Origin of the sequence: Thermococcus celer Vu 13 = JCM 8558, assembly GCF_002214365.1 — an archaeon.
Lineage (GTDB): Archaea > Methanobacteriota_B > Thermococci > Thermococcales > Thermococcaceae > Thermococcus > Thermococcus celer.
Genome location: NZ_CP014854.1, coordinates 1,425,302 through 1,441,478 on the forward strand (window position 1 = coordinate 1,425,302; position 16,177 = coordinate 1,441,478).

Annotated in this window: 23 protein-coding genes; 18 read left to right on the top strand and 5 right to left on the bottom strand. The window is 58.4% G+C overall.

What is annotated here, in order from left to right; all coding sequences use genetic code 11:
- From A3L02_RS07830 to A3L02_RS07870, 9 genes are read left to right on the top strand one after another with little or no spacing between them, the layout of a single operon-like run.
- Positions 1-435 (top strand): Na(+)/H(+) antiporter subunit B, encoded by a 435-nt coding sequence (locus A3L02_RS07830; RefSeq protein WP_394335155.1) that lies wholly within the window; start codon positions 1-3, stop codon positions 433-435.
- Entirely contained in the window at positions 432-791 is a 360-nt protein-coding gene (locus A3L02_RS07835; protein ID WP_088863386.1) for an NADH-quinone oxidoreductase subunit K, read from the top strand. The genes A3L02_RS07830 and A3L02_RS07835 overlap by 4 nt, the downstream gene beginning before the upstream one ends.
- A complete protein-coding gene (locus tag A3L02_RS07840; RefSeq protein ID WP_088863387.1) occupies positions 788-2,320 on the top strand; it encodes a proton-conducting transporter transmembrane domain-containing protein in 1,533 nt (510 codons plus the stop codon). The genes A3L02_RS07835 and A3L02_RS07840 overlap by 4 nt, the downstream gene beginning before the upstream one ends.
- A 1-nt stretch (position 2,321) precedes the next feature.
- Positions 2,322-2,669: a hydrogenase gene (locus A3L02_RS07845; RefSeq protein ID WP_088863388.1), complete on the top strand. Its 348-nt coding sequence runs from the start codon at positions 2,322-2,324 to the stop codon at positions 2,667-2,669.
- 4 nt (positions 2,670-2,673) lie between these two features.
- The gene (locus tag A3L02_RS07850; RefSeq protein WP_088863389.1) at positions 2,674-3,192 is read left to right on the top strand and encodes an NADH-quinone oxidoreductase subunit B family protein; all 519 of its coding nucleotides are present in this window, start codon (positions 2,674-2,676) and stop codon (positions 3,190-3,192) included.
- Positions 3,189-3,716, top strand: a complete 528-nt coding sequence (locus A3L02_RS07855) for an NADH-quinone oxidoreductase subunit C (protein ID WP_088863390.1) — start codon at positions 3,189-3,191, stop codon at positions 3,714-3,716. Before A3L02_RS07850 ends, A3L02_RS07855 begins: the two co-directional genes overlap by 4 nt.
- The gene (locus A3L02_RS07860) at positions 3,713-5,008 is read left to right on the top strand and encodes a hydrogenase large subunit (RefSeq protein ID WP_088863391.1); all 1,296 of its coding nucleotides are present in this window, start codon (positions 3,713-3,715) and stop codon (positions 5,006-5,008) included. The genes A3L02_RS07855 and A3L02_RS07860 overlap by 4 nt, the downstream gene beginning before the upstream one ends.
- Entirely contained in the window at positions 5,005-5,994 is a 990-nt protein-coding gene (locus A3L02_RS07865; RefSeq protein ID WP_088863392.1) for a respiratory chain complex I subunit 1 family protein, read from the top strand. Before A3L02_RS07860 ends, A3L02_RS07865 begins: the two co-directional genes overlap by 4 nt.
- Positions 5,991-6,434 (top strand): 4Fe-4S dicluster domain-containing protein, encoded by a 444-nt coding sequence (locus tag A3L02_RS07870; RefSeq protein ID WP_088863393.1) that lies wholly within the window; start codon positions 5,991-5,993, stop codon positions 6,432-6,434. Before A3L02_RS07865 ends, A3L02_RS07870 begins: the two co-directional genes overlap by 4 nt.
- A 58-nt stretch (positions 6,435-6,492) precedes the next feature.
- On the opposite strand, the gene A3L02_RS07875 is transcribed toward A3L02_RS07870, so the two are convergent.
- Entirely contained in the window at positions 6,493-6,993 is a 501-nt protein-coding gene (locus A3L02_RS07875; protein ID WP_335755124.1) for a ferritin-like domain-containing protein, read from the bottom strand.
- A gap of 51 nt (positions 6,994-7,044) precedes the next feature.
- Positions 7,045-7,530, bottom strand: a complete 486-nt coding sequence (locus tag A3L02_RS07880; protein WP_088863395.1) for a THUMP domain-containing protein — start codon at positions 7,528-7,530, stop codon at positions 7,045-7,047.
- Positions 7,531-7,591: 61 nt separating this feature from the next.
- Between A3L02_RS07880 and A3L02_RS07885 the strand changes: the two genes are divergently transcribed.
- From A3L02_RS07885 to trxB, 7 genes are all read left to right on the top strand, one after another.
- On the top strand, positions 7,592-8,794 hold the full coding sequence (locus A3L02_RS07885) for an ATPase (RefSeq protein ID WP_088863396.1): 1,203 nt from the start codon (positions 7,592-7,594) through the stop codon (positions 8,792-8,794).
- 4 nt (positions 8,795-8,798) lie between these two features.
- A complete protein-coding gene (locus tag A3L02_RS07890; protein WP_088863397.1) occupies positions 8,799-9,332 on the top strand; it encodes a metal-dependent hydrolase in 534 nt (177 codons plus the stop codon).
- Between the two features lie 45 nt (positions 9,333-9,377).
- Positions 9,378-9,626 (top strand): hypothetical protein, encoded by a 249-nt coding sequence (locus A3L02_RS07895; RefSeq protein ID WP_088863398.1) that lies wholly within the window; start codon positions 9,378-9,380, stop codon positions 9,624-9,626.
- 28 nt (positions 9,627-9,654) lie between these two features.
- The gene (locus tag A3L02_RS10250) at positions 9,655-9,828 is read left to right on the top strand and encodes a hypothetical protein (RefSeq protein WP_157895711.1); all 174 of its coding nucleotides are present in this window, start codon (positions 9,655-9,657) and stop codon (positions 9,826-9,828) included.
- Entirely contained in the window at positions 9,818-10,987 is a 1,170-nt protein-coding gene (locus A3L02_RS07900; protein WP_088863399.1) for an RNA-guided endonuclease InsQ/TnpB family protein, read from the top strand. The genes A3L02_RS10250 and A3L02_RS07900 overlap by 11 nt, the downstream gene beginning before the upstream one ends.
- Entirely contained in the window at positions 10,953-11,648 is a 696-nt protein-coding gene (locus A3L02_RS07905; RefSeq protein ID WP_088863400.1) for a hypothetical protein, read from the top strand. The genes A3L02_RS07900 and A3L02_RS07905 overlap by 35 nt, the downstream gene beginning before the upstream one ends.
- Before the next feature lie 67 nt (positions 11,649-11,715).
- Complete coding sequence (gene trxB, locus A3L02_RS07910) at positions 11,716-12,705, top strand: thioredoxin-disulfide reductase (RefSeq protein ID WP_088863401.1); 990 nt, start codon at positions 11,716-11,718, stop codon at positions 12,703-12,705.
- Here the strand turns inward: trxB and A3L02_RS07915 are convergent.
- The gene (locus A3L02_RS07915; protein WP_157895756.1) at positions 12,688-12,936 is read right to left on the bottom strand and encodes a hypothetical protein; all 249 of its coding nucleotides are present in this window, start codon (positions 12,934-12,936) and stop codon (positions 12,688-12,690) included. The two genes, trxB and A3L02_RS07915, sit on opposite strands and share 18 nt — an antisense overlap.
- A gap of 178 nt (positions 12,937-13,114) precedes the next feature.
- Here A3L02_RS07915 and A3L02_RS07920 point away from each other — a divergent pair, with 178 nt between their 5' ends.
- Both A3L02_RS07920 and A3L02_RS07925 read left to right on the top strand, forming a co-directional pair.
- Positions 13,115-14,452 carry an ornithine aminotransferase gene (locus A3L02_RS07920; RefSeq protein ID WP_088863403.1) on the top strand — a complete coding sequence of 446 codons (1,338 nt, stop codon included), beginning with the start codon at positions 13,115-13,117 and terminating at the stop codon, positions 14,450-14,452.
- A gap of 105 nt (positions 14,453-14,557) precedes the next feature.
- On the top strand, positions 14,558-15,157 hold the full coding sequence (locus tag A3L02_RS07925) for an ECF transporter S component (protein ID WP_088863404.1): 600 nt from the start codon (positions 14,558-14,560) through the stop codon (positions 15,155-15,157).
- Here the strand turns inward: A3L02_RS07925 and A3L02_RS07930 are convergent.
- Positions 15,154-15,447 (bottom strand): family 4B encapsulin nanocompartment shell protein, encoded by a 294-nt coding sequence (locus tag A3L02_RS07930; protein WP_088863405.1) that lies wholly within the window; start codon positions 15,445-15,447, stop codon positions 15,154-15,156. The genes A3L02_RS07925 and A3L02_RS07930 overlap by 4 nt on opposite strands.
- A complete protein-coding gene (deoC, locus tag A3L02_RS07935; RefSeq protein ID WP_088863406.1) occupies positions 15,434-16,111 on the bottom strand; it encodes a deoxyribose-phosphate aldolase in 678 nt (225 codons plus the stop codon). Before deoC ends, A3L02_RS07930 begins: the two co-directional genes overlap by 14 nt.
- Positions 16,112-16,177 lie beyond the last annotated feature (66 nt).

A 16,177-nucleotide genomic window follows, 5' to 3' on the forward strand; every position in this document is an offset into this window, starting at 1 on the left:
ATGAGCCTCATAGTCAAAACCACCGCGAGGGCGACGATTCCGCTCATAGGTATATTCGGCGCCTACGTGGTCTCGCACGGTCACCTAACGCCGGGAGGAGGCTTCCAGGGGGGCGCTACCATAGCCGGGGCTGGAATACTGTTCCTCATAGCCTTCGGCTTCGGTGAGATGGAAAAACGCTACAGCCATGGCCTCTACTCGGCCCTCGAAGGCCTGGGCGGGCTGGCTTTCCTCGGGGCGGCCATGCTCGGCCTCGGCGTGGCGTTCTTCTACAACACCCTCTGGCACAACGGGCCCCTCTTCAACGGCCGGCCGGGGACGCTGCTTTCCGCCGGTTACCTGCCGATAATGAACCTCGCCGTTGGATTGAAGGTCTTCACGGGGCTGGTCAGCGCGATGGTGGCCATAGCCGCCTACAGGAGGTGGGGCGAATGATACCCTTCCAGTTCATCACGGCCTTCCTCATGATGGCCATGGGGATCTACGCGCTCCTCTACAGGAGGAACCTCATCAAGCTCATCCTGGCCCTCAACATCATCGACTCCGGGATACACCTGCTCCTCATAAGCTTCGGGTACAGGGTGGAACTCGGCCGGATACCGACCGCGCCAATCTACACCGGCTACGAGACGGTGAAGGGCGCCATGGTGGCCCCGCTCCCCCAGGCGCTGACCCTCACGAGCATCGTCATAGGAGTCTGCGTGCTGGCGCTCGCAATGGCCCTCACGATGAACGCCTACAGACACTACGGAAGCCTCGACGTTAAGGAGCTCAGGAGGCTGAGAGGATGATGCTTCCGTACCTCATAGTAGTCCCGCTCCTTGGAGCGTTCGCGATGCCGATAATCGGTCTCCTCGGAGAGAAGGCCAGGGAGGCATGGGCTGTAGTAGTCACCGCCGTCACCCTCGGCGTCGCCGTGGAAGTCTTCAACACGGTATGGCGGGGAGGTATACTGCTCTACACCCTCGGGGGAAAGGGCCCCCTCGGAAACGGGGTCTCCTTCCCGGTAAGGATAGTCTGGGAGGTCGACCTGGTAAGTGCGCTCTTCGCCCTGATGGTGACCTTCGTCGCGTTCGTGGCGGTGCTCTACTCAACGGAGTACATGAGGCACGACACGGGCCTCGAGAAGTACTACACCCTCGTTATCCTCCTCGAGGTCGGGATGCTCGGCATAGCGATAACCGGCGACCTCTTCAACTTCTACGTCTTCCTTGAGATAATGAGCATAGCCAGCTACGCCCTCGTCGCCTTCAGGAACGACACCTGGGAGGGCATCGAGGCGGGCATAAAGTACATGTTCGTCGGCTCTCTCGCCAGCTCCTTCGTCCTCCTCGGGATAGTGCTACTGTACGGGGAGTATGGAACGCTGACCATGGCCTACATAGCCAAGATGGTGGCCGAGAACCCGACGTTCACAGCCAAGGTGGCCCTTGGATTTCTCATCGGCGGACTGCTGTTCAAGAGCGGCGCCGTTCCCGTCCATATGTGGCTCGCCGACGCCCACCCTGCCGCGCCCAGCTCAATCAGCGCCATGCTCTCGGGCCTCGTCATCAAGATAGGGGGAACCTACGCACTGGCGAGGCTCGCCTTCAGCGTCTTCAGCCTCGGAATAAACGTCAGGACGATGGGATGGGTGATAGTACTCTTCGCCTGCGCCACCCTGATAGCGGGCAACGCCATGGCCGTGGTTCAGACGGATATGAAGAGGCTCTTCGCCTTCTCCAGCGTGGGGCAGATAGGCTACATCCTCCTCGGGACGGGGATAGGCCTGGCCGCCTACGGGAGCGACGTCGGCAACCTCGCCCTCGCCGGGGCGATATACCACACCGTCAACCACGCGATTATCAAGGCCCTCCTCTTCCTCGTCGCGGGGGCCGTCATACATCAGATAGGAACGAGAAACCTCAACGAGCTGAGCGGTATAGCCAAGAGGATGCCCGTCACGAGCTTCGCCTTCCTCGTCGGCGCCGCGGCCATAATCGGCCTCCCCCCGATGAACGGCTTCGCGAGCAAGTGGCTCATCTACGAGAGCTCCGCGCTCTTCAACCCGCTGGTGGCGGTCATAGCGGTGATAGGCACGGCCTTCAGTTTCGCCGCCTACATCAGGGTGCTCTTCACGTTCTTTGGAAGGCCCAGCGAGAGGGTATTGACCGCGAGGGAGCCGGGGAAGGCCATGCTCGTGCCCATGCTCCTCCTCGTGGTGGCCATAATAATCATGGGCCTCTTCCCGTGGTACATCGGCGACAGGATCATGGTGCCCGCGGCGAAGACGCTCGAGAACACCGGCGCCTACATACTCGCCCTGACGGGGGGTGCGTGAAATGTTCGGCTACTGGGACGCCCTCTACTTCGTCTACGTTTTCACCCTGAGCCTGCTCATCTCGTACGCCGTCTACAAGTGGGCCGAGCGCTCGAGCGCGGGAACCAGGAGAACCGGCGATGGGGCGAAGATATTCCTCAGCGGTGAGGATCAGGACAACGTTGTCCCGCAGTTCGAGCACTTCCGGGGCTACTTCACGGGCAGACACGTCATGTGGGGCCTCATAAGGGGAATCCACAGGCTCTTCCTCGTCCTTCGCAGGGAGCACACGGGACTTCTGAGCGACTACGTTAGCTACCTGCTCGTCACGACGGCGATAATAGTGGGAGTACTGATGGTGTGGGGGTGAGTTGATGGCCATCAAGGTTCCTCCGGGGGACGTGAGGGAAAACGGCGGGGATACCTCCCAGCGCGAGAGGCTTGAGAGGGAGATATCGAAGCTCTGTAAGTACATAGGAAGGTCACCTTGGGCCTTCCACGTCAACAGCGGTTCGTGCAACGGGTGCGACATCGAGATAATAGCGGCCCTAACCCCGAGGTACGATGCCGAGCGCTTCGGGGTAAAGCTCGTCGGAACCCCGAGGCACGCGGATGTACTGCTCGTCACAGGCCCCGTGACCAACCAGAGCCTCGAGAGGGTCAAGCTGATCTACGAGCAGACGCCCGATCCCAAGGTGGTGGTTGCCGTAGGGGCTTGCCCCACGGGCGGGAGTGTGTTCTACGAGAGCCCCTTCACCAACGCGCCGCTGGACAGGCACATCCCGGTTGACGTCTTCGTTCCCGGCTGCCCGCCGAGGCCGGAGGCCATACTGCACGGTGTCGTGCTCGCTCTTCGGAAGCTGATCGAGAAGATTGAGGAGGGTAAGGAATGAACGTTGACGAGTTCGCGAAGGTCTTCGGTGAGAGGTTTCCCGATGCGGAGGTAAGAATCAGCGAGAACAAGCAACCTCACCCGCGGAGGAGGGTCTGGGTCACGGTCGGGCGGGATAGGTTCCACGAGGCGATGGCGTTCATAAAGGAGCTCGATCCCACCGCCCAGTTCTCCATAATCATCGCAAGGGACGCGGGCGAGACGCTCGAGGCTAAGTACCACCTGGAGCTCTTCTGGGAGGATGGCGAGAGCGTCTCGCTGATAATCGGCACGAGCGCCCCCAAGGAGAACCCAACGCTCCCGACAGTAACGGACGTCTTCCCGAGTGCCCTTGCCTACGAGAGGGAAGTGCAGGAGTTCCTCGGCATCAGATACGAGGGAATACCCGACCCGAGGAGGCTCTTCCTGCCGGACGACTGGCCGGAGGGGGTCTACCCGCTCAGGCTGGACGACACAGGAATCAAGCCAGAGATGGTGAAGAACGCGGGGCATCCCTACAGTCTGAAAAAGGAGGGAGAGCGATGAACGGGAAGCTTGAATACTGGGTCAAGGTGCCGGTGGGACCGATTCATCCCGCGCTCGAGGAGCCCGAGAAGTTCATCCTGACCCTTGACGGCGAGAGGATAATCAACGTTGACGTCAAGCTCGGTTACAACCTGAGGGGAATAGAATGGATAGCCATGAGGAGGAACTACATCCAGATACTCTACCTCGCCGAGAGGATGTGCGGCATCTGCTCCTTCTCCCACAACCACACCTACTCCAGGGCCGTGGAGGAGATGGCCGGTATCGAGGTCCCCGAGAGGGCCGAGTACATCCGCGTGATAATCGGCGAGCTGGAGAGGATTCACTCCCACCTGCTCAACCTCGGCGTCGTCGGCCACGCCATAGGCTACGACACCGTCCTGCACCTCACGTGGCTCGCCAGGGAAAAGGTCATGGACGTTCTCGAGTTCATAGGCGGCAACAGGGTCAACTACGCGATGAACACGATAGGCGGCGTCAGGAGGGACATCGAGGAGAAGCACGTCAGGGCGATAAAGGAGATGATAGAGTACTACAGGAGAGACGTCCTGCCGAAGGTGGAGGAGGTCTTCCTCTACGATCCGACCATCGAGGCCAGACTGAGGGACGCGGGGGTTATCCCCCGGAGGATAGCCATCGAGTACAGCGCCCAGGGGCCGACGGCGAGGGGAAGCGGCGTTAAGAAGGACGTCCGCTACAACGAGAGGCTCGGCGTTTACCCTGACCTCGGGATCAAGCCGGTAACGCCAAAGGAGTTCACCGGCGTCGTCAAGGGGGACATCTTTGACAGGATGGTCGTTAGGGTCGGGGAGCTGTGGCAGAGCCTTGAGCTCATCGAAAAGGCCATAGACAGGATGCCCGGTGGCAAGATAAAGGCCGTGCCGAAGGACAACGCCCTCCTCTTCCAGCTCAAGAAGGCCGAGGGAGAGGGAGTCGGCAGGTACGAGGCCCCGAGGGGAGAGCTGATCCACTACGTCATCGCCCAGAAGGGCAGGGACGGGCCGGTTAGGTGGAAGATGAGGGAGCCGACGTTTCCAAACCTGTTCGCGATAGCCAGGGCTCTGGTGAGCGAGCAGGTGGCGGACGTGCCCGTCGCGATAGCCTCGATAGACCCGTGCCTGAGCTGTACAGACAGGGTCGCGGTGGTGGACGCGAACACCGGGGAGAGGAAGGTTCTCACCGAGAAGGACCTCCTCAGGCTCTCCATCGAGAAGACGAGGGAGCTCAATCCTGAGGTAAAGGCGAAACCCGAGGTGGTTGGAGTTGGCTGTCCGAGGGGTGGTGGGCTATGAACCTCATATACGCTACCCTTGGTTTCATAGGGGTTTACGTCTACGTCTCGCTCGTCTCGTTGCTCTGGGAGGGGATGGACAGGAAACTCGTTGCGAGAATGCAGAGGAGGATGGGCCCCCCGTTGCTCCAGCCCTTCTACGACTTCCTGAAACTCGTGGGCAAGGAGTCGATAATCCCGAGGGACGCCAGTCGGTTCTTCGAGCTGGCCCCGGTGTTGACTCTCGCGACGTCGATAGCGCTCTTAGCTTACACACCTCTCGGCTTCGAGCCAATCTTTGGGACGAAAGGCGACGTTATAGTCTTCGTTTACCTCATCACCCTCATGGGTTTCTTCCGCGCTTTGGGTGCCATCAGCTCCGGTTCTCCCTACGCCCAGATCGGGGCCCAGAGGGAGATGGTTCTCATCGCGTCAAAGGAGGTCCCCATGATGCTCGCCCTCTTCGCGGTTCTCTGGCGCCTCAACGGACTCGGGGTTAGCAGGCCGTTCGGCATGGGCACTTTCTACGAGCACAACGTGTGGGAACTCGGGACGCCGCTCAGCGTCATAGGGACGCTCATACTCCTCTTCGTCTTCCTCCTCTGGCTCTCCAGCGAGATAGAGGTCGGGTACTTCGACGTACCCGAGGCGGAGACCGAGCTCGCGGAAGGCCCCATGGTCGAGTACAGCGGCAGGCACTTAGCTTTATTCGAGCTCGCCAGCGCTATAAAGATCTTCGTGAGCGCGAGCCTCGTCGTGGCCGTGTTCTTCCCCTGGGGGGTCTCAGGCTATCTCGGACTCACGGGGGTTACGGCCCTTGTCGCCGAACTCCTCTTCCACACCCTCAAGGTCTTCGCCGTGCTCTTCGCGGGCATGAGCCTCTTCAGGGCAATAACAGGAAGACTCAGGATAAACCAGGCCGTGAGCACGTTCTGGACGAGGCTCTTCCCGGCGGCGATAGTCGGGGCACTGCTCCTGGTCATTGACACCCTGGGGGTGGTGGCATGAGGGTTCCGCCGACCCTGTCGACGGTGCTCGGTAACCTCTTCAAGAAGCCCGCTACCAACCCCTTCCCGAAGAGCGATCCGGTGCCGGTTCCGGAGGGCTTCAGGGGCAAGCTCGTCTACGACGTCGAGAAGTGCGTCGGCTGCAGGCTGTGCATCACGGTCTGCCCGGCGGGTGTCATAGAGTACGTCCCCGAGGTGAGGAAGGTCACCTTCTGGCTCGGGAGGTGCACCTTCTGCGCCCAGTGCGTCGACGTCTGCCCGGTTAACGCGCTCAGCATGAGCGACGAGTTCCTGCTGGCCACCGCAGATAAGTACGACGACAACCTCAGGTGGTTCCACGGGGAGGAGATCGAGGAGTTCAAGAGGAAACTCGAGGAGAAAAAGAAGGCCCGGGAATCCTTCAAAAAAGAGGCGAGGAAAGCCGTGGAGTCCGAAGGTTAGCTCGGGGAGGCGCTTTCCCTGCTTTTATCCCGTTTTAATAGCTGTAATCCGCGATGTTTCAGGGGGCGACCTTCTCTCTCATCAGTTCCTCATATCTCTCCAGGAGGGCCTCGTAGTGCTTCAGCTCAACGTCGGCGAGCTTCCGGTAGAGCTCCCTAAGTTCGGGGTCCTCCACCCTCTCCGATAGGGCTTTGTAGGACTCGTGGGCTATGAGCTCGCTCTCCATGGCCGCCTTTAGGACCTCCTCCAGCTGGTCGGCCCTCTCGAACTCGTTGAGAACCGGGAGAACCTCGAGCGACTCGATCTCGGAGGGAGGCTTCCTTCCGTACTCCCTCTCGAAGCGGGCGTTGAGCTCCTTAGCGTGTTTTAACGAGTCTTTCGCGAGTTGCTCAAAGGTCTCCACCAGCCTCTCCCCGAGGCCCAGGTCCTTCGCCCGCTTCGCCAGTTCGCTGTAGAGCTCGGCCTCCTTCCGCTCGCCGCTTATCCAGTAGGCCAGGGCTTCCTCGTAGCTGAGCCTCGCCAGCCTTTCGACGACCTCATCAACGTCGTACATTTTCATCCCCGTGTCCGGATGCGCGTAGGGATAAATAAGCCTTCGCTCCGTATTGGCTCACTCCCTCACCTCAAACCGAAGCACCTCACCCCTCCGCGCGAGCCCTATTCCGGCCTTCTTTCCGAGGACCTCCACGAGAACTGTGTAATCCGGGTCGCCCAGGTTGACCTTCAGGCCGTACCGCTCCACTATCAGGGAACCGAGGTTCACCTCCAGCTCCCTCCCTGAGAGCCTTTTACTGCCCCTCACCTTCACTCTAACCGCGAAGGTTCCCCGGATTCGTTCCGCGAGCTCAAGAACAGCTTTCTCAACCTCCTCGCGCTTCGCCGGAACGAGCCTCTCCAGGGGGACGACGCGCTGAATGGCCTGCGTCTCGAAGTTCCTCAGCCTTTCGAGGGCCTCATCCTTAGGAAGGGGAGTCTCAGCGAGGAGGACGCCCCTCCAGTCCGTTCCCTTAACCTTGACTCTCTCCAGCGCCCACTCGAGTTCGAGTATCGCATCACCCTCCCTGTTGTGGGGGGCCGTCACGAGGAGAATCGTCATCTTCGCTCACCGATGGACAACTTTTTATATTTAACCGTCATAGATTGTGCGGTGAGTTAAAATGGAAACGGGTGGCCTTAAGCTTTATCCCCATCAATCATACGAGGTCTACGGCCTCTCCCGAAACCCCTTCGAACAGCTCGCGAGCGAGGGAATAAGCGATGTTGAGAGCATCCACGTCTACCAGGAGGTCGATATGCGCCTCCAGATGATAACGTCGGAGGTCATAGGCAACAGGAGCTCGATAGCGCTGAGCATCGTCGGCCCCCTCGGGATGGGGAAGACGCAGAGGCTCAAGACGATTGCCAAGGTCATAGAGGAGAACCGCGGGAAGGCCATATACGTGAAGGTGGACACAAACGACATCCTGAAGCTGACGAGGGACATCTTCTACGCGCTGAAGCCCCCGAAGAGCAGGACGAACATATTCCTCGAGAACCTCTCCAGGAAGCTCGGCTTCATAGACCGCCTCGAGAAGATGCTGAGCGATCGGAACGAGTACAAGAGCAGGGAGGTGGCGGAACTCCTGACGGAGCAGATGGGGAAGTACCCCTACTGCGCCCTTCTCCTCGACGAGCTTGAGAACATGGGGAGCGCGAACGAGAGGGAGAAGATACAGTTCTTCGAGATGCTCAGGCATTTCATCAGCAACATGCCCCAGGGCTGCGTCGTGGCCTTCGCCTGCGTCCCCGAGGCCTACGAGGAGTACGCGAAGATCTTCCCGGCCTTCTTCATGCGCCTCCACTACGAGTTCAAGCTCAGGCCGATGAGCATCGATGAAGCCTACGAGCTCGTCAAAAAGAGGCTCAACAGGGTGAGGATACGGGACACCGACGACCCGCTCTACCCGTTCACGGAGGAGGCGGTGAAGCTCATCCACGAGCTCGGGAAGGGGAACCCGAGGCAGATCCTGAGGCTCCTCCACTACGTTCTCAGCGAGGCCGCGAAGCACAAGTTCGACCCAATCGACGACTACGTCGTCACGACCATCCTCGAGGAGCCGAAGAGCCTCGAGGAATACTTAACGAGGATCCCGAAGGAGTACAGGGACCTCGTCGAAACCATAGTCTTCGAGTTCAACGGCGGGCCCGTGAGCTACATCCAGGTGGCCAAGGCCGTCAAGAGGCCAGGGATACAGGTCTACGACCAGCTGAACGAGCTGATAAGACTTGGCTTCCTCGTCGGGGACCCCAAGGGCAACTACAAGGTCCCGGAGTACGTGAGGAAGTTCCTCGAAGAGGGGCAGGCTGAGGGCGAGGAGTGATAGCATGCCGAACTACGACGCCCACGTCCTGAGCGGGATAGTCTCCTATCCGCTCGCCGTTTTCCTCGCGTTCGCCCTCAGGGACCACTTAGGAGTTCCCTTCGTCCTCAGCACGACGGCGATGCTGGTGGGTTACGCGCTCTACGTCCTGGGGGCTGATCTGCCCGATATGGACCATCCCAACGCCCTGATACACAGGGGAACGAAGCCGATAGTGGCCGTGGCAACGGGGAGCGCGGTCTTCGTTCGGGCTCTCGGCTCCGTGAACCTCGGAAGCGAGTCCCTCAACGTTACCGCCGCGTGGGGGATGGCGGTGCTCGCCGCGGTGATAGCCTGGTACGGCTTCACCGCGATAATGCCAAAGCACAGGGGCATCGTCCACTCCCTCCTCTTCGCGGCGATGTACGGGGTTCTCAGTTACGCCCTTGTGAAGTATGGCCTGGGCATGGCGACGGGCGGGGCCCTCTTCGTTGGCTTCGCGGCTTTCTGCGGCTACACACTGCACCTGATACTCGACGGGGCGGTTTCCCTCGTGTGAGCGAAAGACTTATCACCCCCAAAGATAAGAAACCACGGTGGTTTCATGGACGTGGGGGCAGTCGTTTTTCTCATCTTCCTCCTGATAGCCGCCGCCATAATGCTCCTCGCCTTCATGCTGGAAGAGAGTGCCCAGAAAAAGGCCGAGGGACTGAAGAACGCCGTGGAAATCCGGGATGACGAGGTGGTTCTCCCGCGGAGGATGAGGCTCACCAGGGGCCGGTTTTATCTCAGGGCTGTTTCTTGGTTGGTGGTTTTCGTAACTTTTGTTGTCTTTCATCACCGCAAGGTTTAAATACTACAACTTAGTATTCCCTTGACGGGTGTTAGTAATGCCTAAAGCGACTTTTGTCATCGACAGTGAAACGCTTGAAGAATTCAAAAGGCTGGCCAAAGAACGCTATGGGAACAAGAGGGGAGTCCTAAGCATTGCAGTTGAGGAAGCGATAAAAGATTGGATTAAGAAAACAAGAAAGGAACTGGAAAATGCCGAATGAAACGATAAAACTCACCGCAAAATTCAAGCTCAAAAACCCTCCAAACGGGTTAGACAACCTCATCCAAACTTACCGTGAAATAGTGAACACCCTCATCACCCACGCTCACGAGAACAACATCACAAGCTTCTACCGGCTGAAAAAAGAAACGTACAAAAGCCTTCGCAAAGAGTATCCGGAACTACCAAGCCACTACCTCTACACGGCCTGCCAGATGGCGACGGCAATCTACAAGAGTTACCGCAAAAGAAACAAAAAGGGAAAAGCAAAGGGAAAGCCAGCCTTCAAGAAAGAAGTCATAATGCTCGATGATCATCTCTTCAAACTCGACCTCGACAGAAAAATAATAAAACTCTCCACTCCTAACGGGAGGATTTCCCTCGAGTTCTATCCCGCAAAGTACCACGAAAAGTTCAGGGGCTGGAAGGTTGGGCAGGCCTGGTTGGTTAAAACCCCAAAAGGCGTCTTCGTGAACGTTGTCTTTTCCACGGAAGTTGAAGCTCAGGAACCAAAATCCTTCGTCGGCGTTGACCTGAACGAGAACAATGTAACCTTAAGCCTTCCAAATGGTGAGTTCGTGCAAATCATCACTCACGAGCGGGAAGTCAGGACGGGTTATTACGTGAAGAGGAGGAGGATTCAGAGGAAGCTGAAGGCTGGAAAGAAACGGAAGAAACTCCTTGAGAAGTATGGGGAAAGAGAAAAGAACCGGCTGAATGACCTTTATCACAAGGTGGCTAATAAGATCGTCGAGCTGGCGGAAGAATACGGTGGGATAGCTTTGGAGGACTTGACGAACATTCGGGAGTCAATAAGGTACTCTGCCGAGATGAACGGGAGGCTTCACCGCTGGAGTTTTCGAAAGTTGCAGTCGATCATCGAGTACAAGGCGAAGTTGAGGGGTGTGAGTGTTGTTTTTGTTGATCCGGCTTATACTTCTTCCCGGTGCCCGGTATGTGGGGGGAAGTTAAGCCCGAATGGGTACCGGGGGGTGAAGTGTGAGTGTGGTTTTGAGGCGGATAGGGACGTTGTTGGGAGCTGGAACATCCGCTTGAGAGCCTTGAAGATGTGGGGAGTTTCCGTTCCCCCCGAAAGCCACTCGATGAAGATGGGAGGGTGGAAGGTTGGCCGTAACGATGTTTACAAAAGTTACGGCTAACCAGAACGGGTACTGGTCGGGTAGCGGCAGGCACAGGCACTACCACGTTGAGAGGAGGTTCACCGCAGAAGGGGAGGTCGAGGCGGAGAGGATAAGGCTAAAGCCCGAGAGGTTCACGCTCATCGTGGCGCTGGACGGGAATGCCATGATAGACGTCCCGGCCTACCTCGTCCGCGAACCCGACTTCAAAGACGTCCTGCTAATCCCCGTAGTTCCATCCTACAGGTTCGAGCTCGAAAGGGATTCGCTCGAGGTATCTAAGGATATGGAGTTCGCCCACGCGAGGATGGAGGTGAAGGAGCGTGGAATCCGGGGCAGGCTGTACGCTACGGTTCAAAAATGCCGCGGGGCGAGGCTGGAGCTCAGAACCAGGAAGCCCGATGCCGTCGAGAAAATAGCCGAGACGAGGGAGAGCGCGGAGTTCAGCAGGGAGTTCCTGGGGGAGAAGCTCCTGATGGTCTCCCACGGGAAGGCCGCTGACCCGAGGCACTTCACCAGGCCCTTTGGAAGGAGGGTTCTGATCGAGGGCCACGGCGAGTACCCGGTGAGGTTAACCCTGGACGTTCCCCTCGGCAGGGACGTCCACGACGAGACCGTTCTGAGGGTGGAGCCCTCGGGCGAAATTCCGGAGGGAAGGCCCCGGGTCGAGGTTGTGGTCTGACTACCCAGATTCGGGTGGTAATGTTTTTAAATAGTCAACCCGAGGTGGGAAAGCGGAGGTGGAGGAGATGTTCAGCCTTGGAGGATTCTCACGCGGGGGTGAATACGAGAACAAAACCTGGGACGTGCTCATCATAGGCGCCGGGCCGGCCGGCTTCACGGCGGCGATATACGCGGCGCGCTTCGGGCTGGAGACCATCATCATCAGCAAGGACCTCGGTGGGAACATGGCCCTGACCGACACCATAGAGAACTACCCGGGCTTCCTCAGGATAAGCGGTGCGGAGCTGACCAACAGGATGCACGAACAGGTCAAGAACCTCGGCGTCGACGTTATCTTCGACGAGGTGGAGAGGATAGACCCGACCGAGTGCGCCTACTACGAGGGGCCCTGCAAGTTCGCCGTCAAAACAAGGAACGGCAAGGAGTACAGGGCCAGGACGATAATCATAGCCGTCGGTGCCGCCCCGAGAAAGCTCCACGTTCCGGGTGAGGAGAAGCTTACTGGGAGGGGCGTTAGCTACTGCGCGACCTGTGACGGCCCGCTCTTCAAGGGTAAGAAGGTCATCGTCGTCGGCGGCGGAAACACGGCCCTCCAGGAGGCCCTTTACCTGAAGGAGATAGGGGTCGACGTCACCCTCGTCCACAGGCGCGACAAGTTCAGGGCCGATAAGATACTCCAGGACCGCTTCAGGGCCAGCGGCATTCCCACGATACTCAACACCGTCGTGACGGAGATAATCGGGGAGGAGAAGGTCGAGGCGGTTAAACTGAAGAACCGCGTCACCGGCGAGGAGAGGGTCATGGAGATCGACGGCGTCTTCATCTTCATAGGCTACGAGCCGAAGACGGACTTCGTCAGGCACCTCGGCATCACGGACGAGTACGGCTACATCCCCGTGGACATGGGCATGCGCACCAAGGTGAAAGGCATCTTCGCCGCGGGGGACATAACCAACGTCTTCAAGCAGATAGCGGTGGCCGTGGGCCAGGGGGCGATAGCGGCCAACTCCGCCAAGGAGCTCCTGGACGAGTGGAACTCAAAGCTCGTGGAGTGAGGCTCTTTCCTTTTTCAGTCTCTCCTCGAGCTCTTTTTTCGTCAGATGTACGATTTCATTGGAGTCACCGATCACGTAGGGTTCTTTAACCTCTCTTTTAGTGGTGTCGAAGACGCCGCAGAAGTAGGCGAAGAGGGATACGAGTACCAGTTCGCCGGGGGAGATGTTCTCATCGATTAAGATGTGCAGGAGGAGGACCACAATGAGGAGGATGAAGCACTTCCTCTTCACCACTTCATCGCCGAAGACAGGGAATAATCTGAAGTTTATTAACCTTGCGCCCTCATCGATTGCGAGGTTTTACAAACTCATTTCTTTCGGAAGTTTGCCGAAAATTTTTCGGTCAAAGATGTTCATTGATGAACATAAGGTTATATAGGTCATGCCTCATCTCTCTCCGGTGATGCACATGGTGGTCAGACCGAACGTTAAAGAGCTCCCCGGACCGAAGGCCAAGGAGGTCATCGAGAGGAACTTCGAGACCCTTGCGTACACGACGCAGGATCCAGAGACCCTTCCGATAGTCATCGACCGCGGTGAAGGCATACTCGTCCACGACGTCGATGGAAACACCTTCTACGACTTCGGGAGCGGCGTCGGCGTGCTGAACGTTGGCCACGCCCACCCGCGCGTCGTAGAGGCCATAAAGAGGCAGGCGGAGAAGTTCACCCACTTCGCGCTCAACGACTTCTTCTACGAGAACGCGGTTATCCTCGCAGGCAAACTCGCCGAGCTCACCCCGGGCGACTTCCAGAAGAAGGTCGTTTACGGCAACAGCGGGGCAGAGGCAAACGAGGCCATGATGAAGCTCGTCAAGTACGGGACGGGCAGGAAGAGGTTCATAGCCTTCTACCACGCGTTCCACGGCAGGACGCAGGCCGTTCTTAGCCTGACAGCCAGCAAATGGGTCCAGCAGGACCGCTTCTTCCCGACCATGCCGGGAGTTGAGCACGTCCCCTACCCGAACCCCTACAGGAACCCCTGGCACATAGACGGCTACGACGAGCCGGACGAGCTCATAAACAGGGTCCTCGAGTTCATCGAGGAGTACGTCTTCAGACACGTCCCGCCGGAGGAAGTGGGCGCGATAGTCTTCGAGCCGATACAGGGAGAAGGCGGATACGTCGTCCCGCCGAAGAACTTCTTCAAGGAACTGAAGAAGCTCGCCGATAACTACGGGATCCTCCTGGCGGACGACGAGGTTCAGATGGGCGTCGGAAGGACCGGGAGGTTCTGGGCCATCGAGCACTTCGGGGTTGCACCGGACACCATCCAGTTCGGCAAGGCCATAGGCGGCGGGATACCGCTCGCAGGCGTCGTCCACAGGGCGGACATAGCCTTCGACAAGCCGGGCAGGCACGCCTCGACCTTCGGTGGCAACGCGGTGGCGATAGCCGCTGCACTGGAGGTCGTCGAGATAGTCAAGGAGCTCCTCCCGCACGTCCGGGAGGTCGGCGACTACCTCCACGGGTACCTCGAGGAGTTCAGGGAGAAGTACGAGGTCATCGGCGACGCGAGGGGTCTCGGACTGGCCCAGGCGGTTGAGATAGTCAGGAACAAGGACACGAAGGAGAAGAACCCCAAGCTCAGGGACGCCATCGTCAAGGAGGCCGTCAGGAGGGGCCTCATACTCCTCGGCTGCGGCGACAACAGCATACGCTTCATACCGCCGCTGACCATCGAGAAGGAGCAGATAGACGTCGCCATGGGGATATTCGAGGAGGCCCTCAGGGCCGCCCTCGGTTGAGCTTTTTAATTCTTCAACATCTCTCGTTTTTGGGCACTCGTAAACGATTACCACCGGGTCAACAAGTTTTTAAAGTCCAAACTTGAAAATTCCGCGGTGGTGAAGATGGTGGACCTGACAGAGGTACTCAAACCGTACGGTGGCTACGTCCTCGCGGGGGCCGTGATAGTTTTCATAGCTTACGTCTGGGCAAAGAGGAGGGAGTACAAGGCACCTTCAACCATAGCGGTTTCGGCGATACTCGCGGCCCTGGTCGCGGTGGTTACGAACTTCATAAAGGTGCCGACACCGGCCACCGGGGGTTACATAAACATCGGGGATACGATGGTCATGTTCTCCGCCATGGTCTTTGGCCCCGTGGTCGGCGTCTTCGCGGGCGGCGTCGGTTCGGCCCTCGGCGATATCCTGGGCGGTTACGCCGGGTGGGCACCGATAACCCTCGTCGTTAAGGGGCTTGAGGGGCTGGCCATAGGGTACATAGCCAGAAACAGCGATGACGTTTCAACACTCGTCATAGCCGGAATCATCGGCGGGCTAATAATGGTGTCCGGCTACTTCGCCTTCGAGGCCTACATGTTCGGCGTTCCAGCCGCCCTCGAAGAGGTCCCAGGAAACACCGTTCAGGCCATAACGGGGATAATAGTCGGGGTGGGCCTGGCGACGGTAATAAAGAAGAGGTACCCCGAGGTTGTGGACCTCATCTAAACCTTCAGCTTTTCCAGTTCTTCCCACATATCCGTCTCCTCGAGCAGGGGCTCCACGGAGATCCTTCTCGAGGCCCTCTTCATCTGACCGAGGTACTTCGAATCCGCAACGACGGCATCGTAGCCGAGTTCTTCGATTTTGTATATTCTGAGACTGCAGTTCCTGAGAACTTCAACGGAATGCTCAATGAACCGCGGGCCCACGAGGAGAATATCGGGCTCAAGGCCCTCCTCCTTTAACTCAGTTATGGCCTTCTCGAGGATGTCCCTTACCTCCTCAACCCCGCGCATTCTTCGCCCCCTCCACGATTTTTACACCGCTCGACGTTCCTATCCTTGTTGCCCCGGCCTCTATCATGGCCAGCGCCTGCTCGTAGGTTCTTATCCCGCCGGCGGCCTTGACGCCCATCTCCTCGCCTACGACCTTCCTCATCAGTTTGACGTCCTCGACGGTGGCGCCCCCGCTTCCGAAGCCCGTCGAGGTCTTCACGAAGTCGGCCCCCGCCTCCTTCGCCAGCTCGCAGGCCTTCACCTTTTCCTCCTCGGTGAGGTAGCAGGTCTCGATTATCACCTTGACTAAGGCCCCCCGCTCGTGGGCGACCTTAACGACCTCCGCTATGTCCCTTTTGACGTACTCGTAGTCCTTATCCTTCAGGGCTCCTATGTTGAGGACCATGTCCAGCTCGTCGGCGCCGTCATCTAAAGCCCTCTTCGCCTCGAAGACCTTTACCTCGGTTGGAGTTGCGCCGAGCGGGAAGCCTATGACGGACGCGACCTTAACGCCGGAACCCATGAGGGTCTCCTTCGCCAGCTTCACCCTGTACGGGTTCACACAGACGGCGTAGAAACCGTACTCTTTGGCCTCCTCGCAGAGCTTGACTACGTCCTCAGCGGTGGCGTAAGGTTTGAGATTCGTATGGTCAATGTATTTAGCGATATCGATGTGATCACCCATAACATCACCCACCTCTACTTTTCCCCAAGGTATTTAGACTTTTTCTCCTCAAAAATGCGCACCTCA